Genomic DNA, 13,351 nt, shown 5'->3' with positions numbered 1-13,351 from the left:
CGCTCTCCACGGCATCGCAACCTCCCGCAGAACAAAAGCGGAAAGTGTAACCCATGTGTCCGGTACGTTCTGTCACCTATGTCTCGGGCCGCTCATCATTGGCGTTCCAGATATGTTCCAGAACGGCGCTGATGCCGCGCAGCCTCGCGAGGGCTTGCCGCGTCGGTCAGAATGACGAGACGCCGCCTTGCCGTCCGCGGGCCAGCGTGTCGGAGGGCGCCTCGTGGAACGTCGCGCGATAAGCCGCGGCAAACTCGCCCATGTGATGGAAGCCCTGCGCGCGCGCACATATGGCGACAGTGGCGCCGCCGCCCTTGAGCAGGCGGGCGCGAGTCGCCCACAGCCGCTTGAGGCGAATGTACTGGTGCAGGCTCATGCCACGCACCTTGCTGACCGCGCCGCCGAGGGTACGGATCGAGACGCCGAACTCACCGGCGAGATCGGCGGTATAGATCGGTACGGTCGGATGGGCTGCGAGGTAATCGTCGATCCGCTCCACGAGCTTGATCGAACGCTCGCCCTGGACCGAGGCGCTCCGATCCGACATCGAATCGATCTGAAACAGATCGTCGAGTGCGAGCAGCAGGCCCTCCTGCAGATGGGCCGCCGCCTCGGTGGTCTCGAACAGGAGCGGCTGCATTGAGGCGGTTCGCAGGATGTCGAGCAGGAGCTGCCTTGTGTGGAGCAGGGCAGGCCGGTTCGCGACATGAGCCCGCAAATCGTCGGCCTGATCGAACCAGCCCCGGTCTCTGAGCTCGGGGGAGAAGATGATCATTGCATGATGATTGGTCTGAGGCTCGACGAAATGGCATTCATCGTTGCCGCGGAGCGTCACGAAGAAGCGCGCGTCGAGATCCGAGCCCTTGAAATTGACCTGGAGGTCGTCTGTCATGGACAGGATCACCATTCCGCCCGGCATCCGATAGGCGGTGTCGAGGATGCGCGCGAACGATCTCATCATGATGATGCGGCACGCCGGCAGGGAGACGACGGCGCGGGCCGCGGCGAAGTTCGGAATGTCGAGCGGAATGCTTCTGGCGTCCTCCATCGTCTCGATCGGCCGAAACGCATCGACGTCGGCAAAGCCGATCAGTTGAAGGGCGGAGGACGGAGCGAGGGCGTCGAACAACATGGGTCTGGCCGGCTGCTGAAATGTGACAATCAAATGAACGTCGATACACCGCCATCAATGGCGAAACATCGCGTTTCAGTAAACCGAATTTCAGGCCGTAGTATTGCGGACGTCATGCCATGACGTCCGTCAGATCAATGCCACCATCAACGTTCCCGGCTCATCGGCTGGCCGGAGGCGAGGTCGATGAAATGCAGCCGTGTGCAGGCGGGACAGGCGAAGGATGCAAAGCTCCGTCTCTCCTGCCTCAGCTGCTTCTCAAGATCCGTCTGTACGTTCATGCCCGTCTGGGGGCATCGGAAAACGATCAAGTCCGCCATTACCGTAGAATGACGGTGCGGGCCGATTTCATCTTTGATCTGGATCAGTTTTGGAATCGCTCCAGGCCGGCGATGACGGCGCAAGGAATGATCTCGCAAAAGCGAAGGGGCCCCGAGGGCCCCTTCAGTTGTCACCAGCGGCGATAGCGTGGGCCATAATAGCGTGGACCGTAACCGTAATAGCGCGGCCCATAATACCGGGGGCCGTAATACGGCCGGGGCCCGTAATACCCATAGTAGTTCGGACGCCAAAAGCAGCGCCCCCAGGCGTCGCAGACCATGCGGACCTGCTCGATGCCGGAGGCCTGCGGCGTTGCAGGCGCGGGCGCGATGGGCATGGCAGACGCCGCCGGCGATGCCGCCAAAGCACCGAACATGGCGCCGAACAGGCTTGCGGCGACGAGGCCGATCTTGAGATTCATGATGTCTTCCTCCGCTGACGCGATCCAGGATATCGAAGTTGTTCTGATCAAATTGTGGCGGAACCGAAATGTAATGCTGATGAACAAATCTTCAGCCGGTCCGCCGCAGGCCTGACCTCGACCCCGCCAGACTATCCCAGGTTCGCCCGAGTGACCAATGCTGCGGCCCGCGCTGCGATGGCCCCGCAGGACATCGATGCGGTTCTTGATCCTGCGCAATTCGCCGTCGCGGCTTCGTTCGTAGTCTTGTCGCGTGGCCAGCCTTTGACGAATTCGAAGGGCGGGCTCAGAGGTTGCTTGGAGCTGTGCAATGGACAAGATGAGATTAGACAAGGGCGGCTGGCTGGTCGTGTGCGATGGGCGCAAGGCGCTCATTCTGGAAAACCTCGGCGACGAGATGTTTCCGAACCTTCACACCAGGGAGGTGCACTAGCAGCCCAATCCCCTGACCAGCGCGCAAGGGAGCGACGCGCCGGGCCGCCTGCATGCCGCTGCCGGCGGCGTGCGCAGCTCGGCCGAGCAGACCGATTGGCACGATGAGGCCGAGCGCGCCTTCCTGCGCAGCCTTGCCGGCCGGCTTGATGCGGCTGTCAGCTCTGGCGAGACCACGGCCCTGACCATGGTAGCCTCACCGCGCGCGCTCGGGATGATCCGCGCCGATTATTCGGACGTCATGCGCAAGGCGCTGCGGGCCGAGGTCGGCAAGGACCTCGTCAAGCTGCCGGTCTACGAGATCGAAAAGCAATTGCTGCTGTCGGGCGCCGCCAAATAGAGGCGCCCGCAGAGGCCGCGCCAGCGCCCCTCAGTAGCAGGGGTGCCGGCGGCGGTCCTGGCCGACATAGGCGGCCGCGCTCTGGTAGCAATGGTTGGTCGACGGGCCGTCGTAAAAGGCGAAAGTGCCGGGGGTGATGCCGGGGCCGTAATTGTGCAGATAGCTGATCGGGTAGGGCAGCGGATTGGCGTAATGGCGGTAGTGCCGGTGATGACCCCGCGCCTCCGCGAGGCCAGGGGCTAGGATTGCGGCCGATAGGGCAGCAACCGCGGCTACAAGCGTCAACTTGCTCATCTCGATTCTCCGGAACCCGCGCGAAGTGGTCAGCCATCTATAGCCACTTCGCACCTCCAGGGCACCCGTCCGGCGCCCGGAAATCGGGGCTCATCCCGCAGATTCCCGGGTGGGTGTGACAGAATTGCCCGACATGCGGTCGAAGGCTGCCCATTTTTGGCCTTTTCGGGATGCTTAACGAATTCCCCACACAAGTATGACCAAAGACTATTCGGTTAAGAATCCTGTTGCCGGCCTCGGGGCTCATTTCGCGGGTCCTGCGAGGCCGGTCCATTCCTGAAGGCTTTCGCCGTCACGCCGCCATGCGCATCACGCTTCTGAGCCTGCTGTTGCTCTCCATCGCCGCCGCCACGCCGGCGCGGGCAGAGCTGCATATCACCCGCGACCACGGCGGCTATGTCGAGGAATACAAGACCAAGTACAAGCGCGTCCGCGAGAAGGGCGAGCGCGTCATCATCGACGGCATCTGCAACTCGGCCTGCACGCTGGTGCTCGGCATCGTGCCGATGAACAAGATCTGCGTGACGCCGCGGGCAAGCCTCGGCTTCCACCAGGCCTATTACGACAAGGCCTTCACCTTCGGCATCAAGGTCACCAGCTCCGAGGGCACGTCCGACCTGATGTCCTACTACCCCGACAAGGTGAAGGACTGGATCCGCCGCAATGGCGGGCTCACCACCGACATGAAAAAGATCAAGAACGGCGTCGAGCTCTGGAAGATCATCGACCCCTGTCCGGAAGAATGGTGAGCGGCTGAGCTGAGCCGCAAACGTCCGTCGCATCGCAGCATCGTCCGCACGAAATTCGCATTGCCGCATAGCCCCCGGTGGGGCAATGAGGGCGGCAATGAACCATAATCAAGAAGCCCTGACCGCCCGCGCCGCGCCGATCCTGTTCGTCCTGCTCTGGAGCACCGGATTCATCGGCACCAAATACGTCGTCAACAATGCCGATCCCTTGACCTATCTCGCCATCCGCATGGCGATCGTGGTCGGCCTGATGGCGATGATCGTGGCGATCGCGCGGCCGAAATGGCCTGATCGCACCGGCATCGCGCATAGCGCAGTCGCCGGCATTCTCGTCCACGGTTTCTATCTCGGCGGCACCGCGATCGCGATCGCGCATTCGATCCCGGCCGGGCTCTCCGCGCTGATTCCGGGCCTGCAGCCGATCCTGACCTCGACCATCGCCAACCGCTGGCTCGGCGAGAAGGTGACGCCGGTGCAGTGGACCGGGCTCGTGCTCGGCCTCGGCGGTGTGGTGCTGATCCTGCACAACCGTCCCATGACCGGTGAAGCCGGGCTCGGCTGGCTTGCCTCGGTCGTCTCCCTGATCAGCATCACCCTCGGCACGCTCTACCAGCGCCGCTACTGCAACCAGATCGACTGGCGCGCCGGCAATCTCGTGCAATATGTGTCCGTCACCATCTTCTTCGCGATCGGGGCCTTCCTGTTCGAAGACCGCGTGGTGCACTGGACGCGGGAGTTCGTGCTCGCGCTCGGCTGGCTCGCGGTGGCGCTCTCGATCGGATCGATCGGGCTGTTGTACTGGCTGATCCGCCACGCCGCGGCGACCTCGGTCGCGAGCCTGTTCTATCTGGTGCCCGCCGTGACCGCGCTGATGGCTTATCTGCTGTTCGGAGAGAAGCTGGACGCGCTGGCGATTGCCGGCATGGGGATGTGCGCGGCCGCGGTGTTCGTGGTCAACCGGCGCTTCTAGGCGGATGGAGCGGGCGTTGGAATACATCCCTGACGTGCGCGGCAGGTTCATGTTAGGCTGAACGCATTTCAGCTTCACATTCACACGGTGATTTCCATGAAGAAGGCGAGGCGCGCGCTGCTCGGCAGATCGTTGAAGCCGGTCCGGATTGCCTGCATCAACTACGCGGAGGAGATGATGAGCGACCGGATGATGGCCAAGCTCACAGCCGCGCTCCAGAAATGCTACGACGAGCATTTCCTCCCCGTCTGGGGCTACCCCGTCGATCTCGACGTCACCCACAAGCCGAAGCCGACGGACTGGCAGCTCGTCTATTTTGACGACGCCACCCACAAGAACTTCCTCGGACGGCACGAGCTGACGCATCGGGGGCAGCCGATCTCGAAGATCTTCGTCAAGGCGCTGGGCGACGAGCCCGTCAGCCTGGCGGCATCGCACGAGCTGTTCGAGATGGTGCTGGATCCCATGGCCAATCTGTGGGCCGACAAGACCCGCCACACCCAATATGCCTATGAGGTCTGCGACGCCGTGGAGGAGGACTCTTTTCTCGTCAACGGCTTCCCGATGTCGAACTTCGTCTATCCGTCCTGGTTCGAGCCCTTCGAGCATCCCCGCGGCACAAAATTCGACCATATGGGATCGCTCAAGGCGCCATTCTCGATGACAGAGGGGGGCTACGTCATCAAGAAGGTCAATGGCAGGCGGCTGATCAAGCAATTCGGCTCACCGGAAAAGCGGCGGCGCTTCAAGGCCGAGGACCGCCGCGGTCATCGCAGCGAATTCCGTGATCCGAAGGGAGAGCATCACCCGGGCCGGCGCGCATCCAGGCCGCGGGGGTAGGGTATCCCGGGCTTGTCTCCGGGCGCGCACGCACCCGGAGACCTGCTCGAGCGTCCCGATCAGCGCTTGGCCTTCCGAGCCTTCTTTTTCGACTTGGTGGCTTTCTTGGCCGTTGTCTTGGCGGCCTTCTTCGCGGACTTCTTTGCAGTTTTCTTGGTCGCCTTCTTCGACGACTTCTTTGCAGCCTTCTTCGAACTCTTCTTCGAGGCTTTCTTGGCCTTCTTCTTGGAGGCCTTCTTCGGCGCTACTTTCTTCGCGACCTTCTTGGCGGCTTTCCGGACCTTCTTGACGGCGGTGACCGCCGCGTCCTTGGTCGCTTCCACGGCTGTGGTGATCGTCTCCATCGCCTGTTCGGTGATCGGCTTGTCGTCGTCCATTGCGTCCCCCGCGGTTTGATTGGAGCGATGACGATAGCGGGTTTCGAAATTGTGTCAAAGCAGCGCTCAACCTTTGCGGATCTTTGCGTAGGCGGCGAGCGCACGCTCGCGTCCCTTGGCATGATCGACGAGCGGCTGCGGATAGGTCTTGCCGAGCGTGATGCCCGCGCTCGCGAGCTCGATTGGCGCCGCCTGCCAGGGCCGGTGGATCAGCTTGGTCGGCATGTCCTTCAACTCCGGCACCCAGCGCCGAACGTAGGTTCCATCCGGATCGAACTTCTCGCCCTGGAGCTGCGGATTGAACACGCGGAAATAGGGCGCCGCGTCGGCGCCGCAGCCGGCGACCCATTGCCAGTTGGCGGGATTGCTGCCGGCATCCGCGTCGACCAGCGTGTCCCAGAACCAGGCTTCGCCCTCGCGCCAGTCGATCAAGAGGTGCTTGACCAGGAAGGACGCGACCACCATCCGGACCCGGTTGTGCATCACCCCGGTGTGCCAGAGCTCGCGCAGACCGGCATCGACGATCGGATAGCCGGTGCGGCCGCGCCGCCAGGCGGCGAGCGCCTTGGGATCGCGTTTCCAGGGGAAGCCGTCGAAGTTCGTCTGCAGGTTTTCGCTCGCGAGGTCCGGATGATCGTGGAGCAGGTGACGGCAGAATTCGCGCCAGCCGAGCTCGCTCAGGAATTTGTCGATGCCCGGCCCGAGCCCCGGATCTTCATCCGCGGCGAAGCGCGCCGCGTGCCAGACCTGGCGCGGGCTGAGTTCGCCGAAGCGCAGATGCGGTGACAGGCTTGAGGTGCCGTCCCGATCCGGCCGATCGCGATCGCCGACATAGCGGCGCGCGGTGTGCTTGAGGAAGTCGCGCAGGCGGGCCCGCGCGGAGGCTTCGCCCGGGGTCCACGTCTCGCGCAGGCCGCCCGCCCAATCCGGGCTGGTCGGCTCGAGCTGCCAGCTTTCAAGCCGATCGCTGGCGATCTTTGGACCAGGGCGCAGCTGCTTCGGCGCAGGCAAGGGCTTTGGTGGATCGCCGAGCGACAGCACGCGCCGCCAGAACGGCGTGAATACGCGCAAGCCCCGGCCCTCCTTGTTGCGGATCGCCGAGGGTGGGACGAGGAGATCGCCGGGGAAGCCTTGCGCGTCGATGCCAAGCTTTGCCAGTGCGGCTTCGAGCTGCCGCTCAACCGCCTGATGCGGCGCCTGCGCAATTCCATTCCAGTAGACGGCGCGGGCACCGCTTTCGCGGGCCAATTCTGCGACGACCTTGGCCGCCGGTCCCCTGCGCAGGATCAGCGATCCGCCGCGCGTGGCAATCTCGGCGCCAAGCGCCCGCAACGACTGCGCCAGCCACCAGCGTGCTGCGCTGCCCGGCGGGCGCCCGACAGCGTCGTCGAGCACATAGAGGCAGACCACCGGCGCACCGGTTTTCACGGCAGCATGGAGGGCGGGATGGTCGGACAGGCGAAGGTCATCGCGAAACCAGACGATGACAGGCGCGCTCGGCGTGGTCAGGGGTGTCCTCGTTTACGATTTGGAAACCATGCCGCGCGCGGCGGTGTGAACTGTCGTTAATGCGGCCGTAAGCCGACTGCACCATTATGCAGGAATTACGGGGGTTGTTCCATTCATGTCCAAGATTCTGAAGTTCTTGCCGCAGTTCAAGCTCGGCACGAAGGCCGTTCTATGTGCCGTGCTGCTGATCGGCGTGAACACTGCGCTCGTGGTCGGCGTCGGCTATTGGTCGCTGACATCCGCCTTCAACGATCGCGCCTTGCGCGACATCGAGGTCAACCTGCGCACGCTGGCACTGGCCTTCACGGAGACCGTTCCGGCCGCCAAGATCACGATGAAGGATGGCACGGTGGCGCGCGCCGAGATCCCCAAGATGCCCGAGTTCAAGGACCACGCCATCGTCGATCGCGCGGTGTCCTATGTCGGCGGCAATGCGACCCTGTTCGTGTTCGACGATGCGAGCGGGCAGTTCGTGCGACGTTCCACCAACGTGAAAAAGGAAAACGGCGACCGGGCCGTCGGCACCCAGCTTACCGCCGATCATCCGGGGCAGGCGCCGCTGCGCCGTGGCGAGGCCTATAGGGGCCCGGCCACGCTGTTCGGCAAATCGTTCATGACTGCCTATTTCCCGATCGCGGACGCGGCCGGCAAGGTCGTCGGCATTCTCTATGTCGGCATCCCCATGATCCAGTACGAGAGCATGCTGGCCCAGGCGATCGAGAGCATGGCAGCGGCCGCGGGCCTCGCCGCGCTTCTGGTGCTGGTCCTGACCCTGCTGGTCGTCCGCCGCATCACCCGGCCGCTCACCTCGGTCACGCACTCGCTCACCGCGCTTGCCAACGGCCAGAGCGACGTTGCGATCGAATGCGAGGATCGCGCCGACGAGATCGGCGAGATCGCCCGCACCGTCGCGGTATTCAAGAGCAATTCGCTGGAGCGGGCGCGGATGCGCAGCGAGCAGGCGGCCGCCACGGCTGCGGCGGCCGAGCAGCGCAAATCAGACCTGCGCAGCTTCGTCGAGGAGTTCCGCGGCAGCGTCGGCGGCATCCTCGACAAGGTGCTGGCCTCGTCAGGCGAGTTCGAGCGCGCCGCGCGGCAGCTGACCGACGTCGCGCGCTCCACGGCCGACCTGTCGGCGCAGTCGGCAGGCGCGTCCGAAAACGCCTCCGAGCACGTGCGTTCGGCGGCGTCGGCCTCGGACGAGCTGTCTCAATCGATCTCCGAGATCACCCGCCGCGTGCAGGAGTCCAACCAGATTTCCGCCGAGGCGGTGCAGCAGGCCGAGGCGACCGATCAGCGCATCGCGCAGCTCTCCGAGGCGGGCGCGCGCATCGGCGACGTCGTCAAGCTGATCACCTCGATCGCTGAGCAGACCAATTTGTTGGCGCTGAACGCCACCATCGAGGCCGCGCGCGCGGGCGATGCCGGTCGCGGCTTCGCGGTGGTGGCCCAGGAGGTCAAGACGCTGGCCGGCCAGACCGCCAAGGCGACCGACGAAATCTCGAACCAGATCGCCAGCATGCAGCTTGCGACCGAGGAATCGGTCGCCGCCATCAAGGCGATCGGCCAGACCATCGAGCGCATCAGCGGCATCGCCGGCTCGATCTCGGCTGCGGTCGAGCAGCAGAAAAGCGCGACCCACAACATCGTGGCAAGCGTTCGCGCCGCGGTCTCGGGCACGGCCGACGTCGCCGTCAATGTCCGCCACGCCGCCAAGGGCGCCAGCGAGACCGGCGAGACCTCGAGCCGGATGTTCGCCTCGGCCGAGGCGCTGTCCGGCGAGAGCCTGCATCTGAAGGCCGAGGTCGACGGTTTTCTGGACCGCGTGCGGGCGGCCTGACGCTGGCTGACACCGTCATCCCGGGATGGTCCGAAGGACCAGACCCGGGATATCGAGATTCTCAGGTGCGCAAGTGCGCACCATAGTTCGGTCCTTCGGACCGCCCCGGAATGACAGTTCGTTGTTACTTCGGCTGAGGCACGATGCGGATGTAGGGCTTCGGCTCTTTCCAGCCCTGCGGGTAGATCGTCTTGGCCTCGTCATTGGAGACTGAGCCTGCGATGATCACGTCCTCGCCCTGGTTCCAGTCGGCCGGCGTCGCGACGCGATGCTTGGCAGTGAGCTGCAGCGAGTCGATCACGCGCAGGATCTCCTGGAAGTTCCGGCCCGTCGTCATCGGATAGACCAGCACCAGCTTGATCTTCTTGTCCGGCCCGATGATGAAGACGTTGCGGACGGTCTGGTTGTCGGCGGCGGTGCGGGTGAGGGGATCGCCTGAGATCGCGGCCGGCAGCATGCCGTAGAGCTTCGAGACGTTGTAATCGGCGTCGCCGATCATCGGATAGTTCGGGGCCGCGCCTTGCGTCTCCTTGATGTCTTCCGACCATTTGGCATGGCGGTCGACCGGATCGACCGAGAGGCCCATCAGCTTGACGCCGCGCTTGTCGAATTCCGGCTTCAGCTTGGCGAGCGCGCCGAGCTCGGTCGTGCAAACCGGCGTGAAGTCCTTGGGGTGCGAGAACAAGAGCGCCCAGTTGTTGCCGATCCAGTCGTGGAACTTGATCTTCCCTTCGGTGGTCTCGGCTTCGAAGTCGGGTGCGGTGGTGCCGATCGGGAGTGTCATGGTTCTACCTCATCACATTGAATATACTGGAGAATTTGTCTGTGGCCGTTCCCCTCATTATAGGGGTCTTGCAACGCCAAGTGAACGCCAACTGAACCGGTTAAAGTAAAATGTGAATTCCTTCCTTGAAGGGCCGATTTTCTAGCAACTTATTGTTACACCCGCACCTGCGGCGAAACAGCTCCACCCGGGGTCACACGGTCTCGCTCGCCCCGATAATGCCTTTTATGACTTCCATCACGCCCGCCCGGCGCGTCTAGAACCAAAACGGTCCTGACAGCGACCAATTGGCAACCATCTAGAAAAGTCGCGATCCCCGTATCGAATCGTTAACCACCCCTTTACGCCGGCATGAAAATGCTGGCCGATCAGAAGAAATCTGGAAGTGAACTATGTCTGCCGCTGCGCCTAACTCTGCTGAGTCGCCGTCCCTTGAACCGTCCTGCCGCGATACCGCGGCCCATGCACTCTCCATCGTGCGCGACGGCGTGATCACGGGCGAAGGCCCGACGACCAAGGGCCGGGTCCATTTCTCCCGCTCGCTCGATGCCGATGACACCGCCTGGTGCACGCGCATCCTCACCGCCACCGCCGTCAACGACCAGCCGGTCAGCCGCGCTGAGGCCGAGGTCCTGTTCGAGATCAACGAGGCCGCGACTGAACGCACCGATGGCGGCCGCTTCGATGATCTGCTCGCCAAGGCGGTTGCACACTATGCTGCAAGCGCCTCGGGCCTGAAAGTGCCGCCGCGCAGCGTCGCGCTGTCGGCCGATGCCGAGATCGAGAGCTGGGCCCCGTCCTATGCCTCCAAGGTCAACAGCGAGATGCTGGAGTGGATCGCCGGCCAGATGCGCGGCAAGCGCCACAACAACCGCCGCCTGATGGCGTTGGTGGCGACCTTCCTCGGCGCCACCGCGCTGCCCCTGGCGGGCCAATTGCCGAACGTTTTCGACATCGGCATGTAAGATTTCGCGCCTCTGACGAGGAGCATTTGAACGGCGGGGTTATTTCCCCGCCGTTTTTTGTTTGCCGCCGTCCGGCTCGAGGCCGAGCGTGCGGCCCGGGAAGCCGGCGGCGTCGAAATAGCGCTGGCTGCCGACGCTCTGGAAGTTCAGCACGGTGGTCAGGCCGCCCTCCGCGGGCTTGGACTTCATCGTGCCGGCATACGCCTTCGGTACGGTGCCGTTGGGCATGGCTTCCGACATCACGCGGCCGGCCAGCTCTCCTTTCTGTGTCGCGCTTAGGCCCATCAGCCGGGCGGCCGTCATGCCGACGTCGGCATTGCTGACCGGAAGCTCGTCGACGAAGCCGGCTTTGAAGTCCGGGCCGATCGCCGCCATGAAGTTCATGGTGTCGCCGCGGCTGAAGCTGCCATGCATGCCCTGGCCCTGGCGCAGCACGGTGTCGGCGACCTGCACCGAGCAGTTGGTCGGCGCCTCGCCGCATTCGCTGGCATAGGAGCGGAAGTTGACGACGATCGACGGCGTCGGCGTCGCTGCCTTGCCGCGCAGATTGATGCTCGACAGCGGCAGGGTGCCGGGGAAGCGGCCGAGCGAGTCCTCGACGAACAGGCCGGACACGTAGTCCTGCGCGAGCAGCGCCTTGATGGCCTTGGCCGCCAGCTTCTTGTCCCTGTTCGGGAGATAGACGAGGTCCGAGCCGCCATTGGTGGCGACGACGAGGTCGGGCTTTTCCGGATCCTTGCCGAGCACGCCGTTGCCGGCCTTGGGATGCTTGTTGCCCTCGATCTTCGCGTTCTTGTCGTTGGGATCGAACAGCGGCAGGTCGAGCGCCTTGGCGAGGTCGAGCGCCAGGAAGCCCATCGGCAGGAAATCCTTCGGCGTGTCGTCATAGCTGACCTTGGCCGAGGGGCTGGTCTTGCTTTCCTTGGAGATGGTCGAGAAGCCGTGGTCGGCGGAGACAATGATGTTGGTCGAGGCCGCAAGCCCGAGCTCGTCCAGCGCCTTGCGGAGCTGGGCGAGGTTGGTGTCGGCGTTCTTGATGCCGGCCATCGAGGTCGGACCGTTGATGCCGGGCATGATCTGGTTGAGGCTGTCACCGGTATTGTGCTGGCTGCCATCGGGGTCGCGCGACCAGAACACCAGCACGAACGGCTTGTTGCGCGCCTTGAACATCGGCAGCACCACCTTGGTGGCGACGTCGGCGAAATAGGCCTGCTGCGCGACGTTGGCGACGGTCGTGCCGGGCGTCTTGGCATCGCCCGCCTTGGAATTGTCACCGCGCGGCGGCGTGGTGGTGGGCAGGCCGGCCTTGGTCAGGGCTTCCTTTACCTCGTCCGACAGCGCGACCCCGTTCTTGCCGCCGGTGGCGTCGTCGAACACGACCGAATGCAGGCCGGCCTTCTCGGGCTTGTCGGTGTGGTCGAACTGATAGGTCGGGCCGACCTTGCCGATCGCGGCGGTGCTGAGGCCCTTGTCGCGGGCGAGCTTCAGGATGGTCTCCTCGTTGAGGTAGTCGCCCTTAAAATGCTCGTCGATGTCACCGAGCACGGCGTCGTTCTCGATGAAGGGGACCACGGTGTCGCCGGCCGGGACGGACGTGTAGTTGGTCCAGATCGTATTGGAAAACACCCCGGTATCGCCGAGATAGTGACCGGTCGACATCGCCGAGCCGTTGGCCATGGTGAAGGTCGGGAATAGCGAGTGCGGATTCTTGAAGTTGACGCCCTTGTCGCGGATTTCAGCCATGGCGGGCGCCGTGTCGGGATTGACCTTCAGCGCGCGCAGACCGTCCGGAATGAACAGGATCAGATTGCGGGGCGTGTTGTTCTGGGCAGACGCAAATCCGGTGGATAGCACTGTCAGTCCGGCGGACAGCAACACCAGTGAACGGCGCATCGAAATCTCCCTGCGAGGCGGCTCGGCCGCAACCCGCGGCCCCCGGTTCGTTTAGTTTCGCTGCGTGACGGTTTTGTTACAAGGCCCGTCGCCGGTGCAAGAGGGGTTGGGGGAGGGACTTGTCAGTCTCGTGTCCCGGACGCGCTGCAGCGTTCTTACGCTGCTGCGCAGAGCCGGGACCCAGAGGGCCGCGCGGTTCGCAGCCACATGGGCCCCGGCTCTGCAGCGCACCGCCGAAGTGGCGCTGCGCAGCGTCCGGGGCACGAGAGCGGAGTTTGGCGCAGAGCTGCATCAACATCGTCATTGCGAGCGGCTTGTCCGCCGGAGCGCGAAGTCAAGCCATCCACAATCTCTCCCCACTGACAGTATCCATCCCGTCATCCTGAGGTGCGAGGCGTGCGATGCGAGCGCATCGCATGCGGAGCCTCGAAGGATAAACGGCCGAGCTGGTGCAGCCGGGCCGTCGCCCTTCGAGGCTTGCACT

General features: G+C 64.0%; 12 protein-coding genes and 1 pseudogene. 6 read left to right on the top strand and 7 right to left on the bottom strand.

Features of this window, described 5'->3' with window-relative positions; translation table 11 throughout:
* Positions 1 to 166: 166 nt before the first annotated feature.
* Both GGD62_RS37815 and GGD62_RS37810 read right to left on the bottom strand, forming a co-directional pair.
* Positions 167 to 1,132, bottom strand: a complete 966-nt coding sequence (locus GGD62_RS37815) for an AraC family transcriptional regulator (RefSeq protein ID WP_183713744.1) — start codon at positions 1,130 to 1,132, stop codon at positions 167 to 169.
* Between the two features lie 451 nt (positions 1,133 to 1,583).
* Positions 1,584 to 1,874 (bottom strand): hypothetical protein, encoded by a 291-nt coding sequence (locus GGD62_RS37810; protein ID WP_183713741.1) that lies wholly within the window; start codon positions 1,872 to 1,874, stop codon positions 1,584 to 1,586.
* A 310-nt stretch (positions 1,875 to 2,184) separates the two neighbouring features.
* Between GGD62_RS37810 and GGD62_RS37805 the strand changes: the two are divergent.
* Positions 2,185 to 2,646: pseudogene (locus GGD62_RS37805) on the top strand (host attachment protein).
* Between the two features lie 30 nt (positions 2,647 to 2,676).
* Here GGD62_RS37805 and GGD62_RS37800 read toward each other — a convergent pair.
* The gene (locus tag GGD62_RS37800) at positions 2,677 to 2,940 is read right to left on the bottom strand and encodes a hypothetical protein (RefSeq protein ID WP_018322326.1); all 264 of its coding nucleotides are present in this window, start codon (positions 2,938 to 2,940) and stop codon (positions 2,677 to 2,679) included.
* 302 nt (positions 2,941 to 3,242) lie between these two features.
* Here GGD62_RS37800 and GGD62_RS37795 point away from each other — a divergent pair, with 302 nt between their 5' ends.
* The 3 genes from GGD62_RS37795 (at position 3,243) to GGD62_RS37785 (ending at position 5,499) form a co-directional block, all read left to right on the top strand.
* Complete coding sequence (locus tag GGD62_RS37795) at positions 3,243 to 3,689, top strand: hypothetical protein (protein WP_018322327.1); 447 nt, start codon at positions 3,243 to 3,245, stop codon at positions 3,687 to 3,689.
* A gap of 97 nt (positions 3,690 to 3,786) precedes the next feature.
* Positions 3,787 to 4,659, top strand: a complete 873-nt coding sequence (locus tag GGD62_RS37790) for a DMT family transporter (protein WP_018322328.1) — start codon at positions 3,787 to 3,789, stop codon at positions 4,657 to 4,659.
* Between the two features lie 96 nt (positions 4,660 to 4,755).
* Positions 4,756 to 5,499, top strand: a complete 744-nt coding sequence (locus GGD62_RS37785; protein WP_183713738.1) for a hypothetical protein — start codon at positions 4,756 to 4,758, stop codon at positions 5,497 to 5,499.
* A 59-nt stretch (positions 5,500 to 5,558) separates the two neighbouring features.
* Here the strand turns inward: GGD62_RS37785 and GGD62_RS37780 are convergent, their stop codons facing one another.
* Both GGD62_RS37780 and GGD62_RS37775 read right to left on the bottom strand, forming a co-directional pair.
* On the bottom strand, positions 5,559 to 5,876 hold the full coding sequence (locus GGD62_RS37780) for a histone (protein ID WP_183234594.1): 318 nt from the start codon (positions 5,874 to 5,876) through the stop codon (positions 5,559 to 5,561).
* A gap of 66 nt (positions 5,877 to 5,942) precedes the next feature.
* Positions 5,943 to 7,334, bottom strand: coding sequence for a deoxyribodipyrimidine photo-lyase (locus GGD62_RS37775; RefSeq protein WP_246800457.1), 1,392 nt, complete (start codon positions 7,332 to 7,334; stop codon positions 5,943 to 5,945).
* Positions 7,335 to 7,500: 166 nt separating this feature from the next.
* Here GGD62_RS37775 and GGD62_RS37770 point away from each other — a divergent pair, with 166 nt between their 5' ends.
* Positions 7,501 to 9,225 (top strand): methyl-accepting chemotaxis protein, encoded by a 1,725-nt coding sequence (locus GGD62_RS37770; protein ID WP_183713735.1) that lies wholly within the window; start codon positions 7,501 to 7,503, stop codon positions 9,223 to 9,225.
* Positions 9,226 to 9,349: 124 nt separating this feature from the next.
* Here the strand turns inward: GGD62_RS37770 and GGD62_RS37765 are convergent, their stop codons facing one another.
* On the bottom strand, positions 9,350 to 10,009 hold the full coding sequence (locus GGD62_RS37765) for a peroxiredoxin (protein ID WP_183713732.1): 660 nt from the start codon (positions 10,007 to 10,009) through the stop codon (positions 9,350 to 9,352).
* Positions 10,010 to 10,401: 392 nt separating this feature from the next.
* Between GGD62_RS37765 and GGD62_RS37760 the strand changes: the two genes are divergently transcribed.
* Positions 10,402 to 10,974, top strand: a complete 573-nt coding sequence (locus GGD62_RS37760; RefSeq protein WP_018322334.1) for a hypothetical protein — start codon at positions 10,402 to 10,404, stop codon at positions 10,972 to 10,974.
* Positions 10,975 to 11,013: 39 nt separating this feature from the next.
* On the opposite strand, the gene GGD62_RS37755 is transcribed toward GGD62_RS37760, so the two are convergent.
* Positions 11,014 to 12,867: an alkaline phosphatase family protein gene (locus GGD62_RS37755; RefSeq protein ID WP_183713730.1), complete on the bottom strand. Its 1,854-nt coding sequence runs from the start codon at positions 12,865 to 12,867 to the stop codon at positions 11,014 to 11,016.
* Positions 12,868 to 13,351 lie beyond the last annotated feature (484 nt).

Source organism: Bradyrhizobium sp. ERR14, from assembly GCF_014198235.1.
Classification (GTDB): domain Bacteria; phylum Pseudomonadota; class Alphaproteobacteria; order Rhizobiales; family Xanthobacteraceae; genus Bradyrhizobium.
Note: the sequence above shows the minus strand (reverse complement) of the source record. Positions and strands in the feature narration are given on the sequence as shown.

What these genes read in the sequence shown, in the direction of transcription:
- GGD62_RS37770 (WP_183713735.1), top strand. Translation starts at nt 7,501, where the DNA reads ATGTCCAAGATTCTGAAGTTCTTGCCGCAGTTCAAGCTCGGCACGAAG.
- GGD62_RS37785 (WP_183713738.1), top strand. Translation starts at nt 4,756, where the DNA reads ATGAAGAAGGCGAGGCGCGCGCTGCTCGGCAGATCGTTGAAGCCGGTC.
- GGD62_RS37790 (WP_018322328.1), top strand. Translation starts at nt 3,787, where the DNA reads ATGAACCATAATCAAGAAGCCCTGACCGCCCGCGCCGCGCCGATCCTG.
- GGD62_RS37800 (WP_018322326.1), bottom strand. Translation starts at nt 2,940, where the DNA reads ATGAGCAAGTTGACGCTTGTAGCCGCGGTTGCTGCCCTATCGGCCGCA.
- GGD62_RS37765 (WP_183713732.1), bottom strand. Translation starts at nt 10,009, where the DNA reads ATGACACTCCCGATCGGCACCACCGCACCCGACTTCGAAGCCGAGACC.
- GGD62_RS37810 (WP_183713741.1), bottom strand. Translation starts at nt 1,874, where the DNA reads ATGAATCTCAAGATCGGCCTCGTCGCCGCAAGCCTGTTCGGCGCCATG.
- GGD62_RS37815 (WP_183713744.1), bottom strand. Translation starts at nt 1,132, where the DNA reads ATGTTGTTCGACGCCCTCGCTCCGTCCTCCGCCCTTCAACTGATCGGC.
- GGD62_RS37780 (WP_183234594.1), bottom strand. Translation starts at nt 5,876, where the DNA reads ATGGACGACGACAAGCCGATCACCGAACAGGCGATGGAGACGATCACC.
- GGD62_RS37755 (WP_183713730.1), bottom strand. Translation starts at nt 12,867, where the DNA reads ATGCGCCGTTCACTGGTGTTGCTGTCCGCCGGACTGACAGTGCTATCC.
- GGD62_RS37795 (WP_018322327.1), top strand. Translation starts at nt 3,243, where the DNA reads ATGCGCATCACGCTTCTGAGCCTGCTGTTGCTCTCCATCGCCGCCGCC.
- GGD62_RS37760 (WP_018322334.1), top strand. Translation starts at nt 10,402, where the DNA reads ATGTCTGCCGCTGCGCCTAACTCTGCTGAGTCGCCGTCCCTTGAACCG.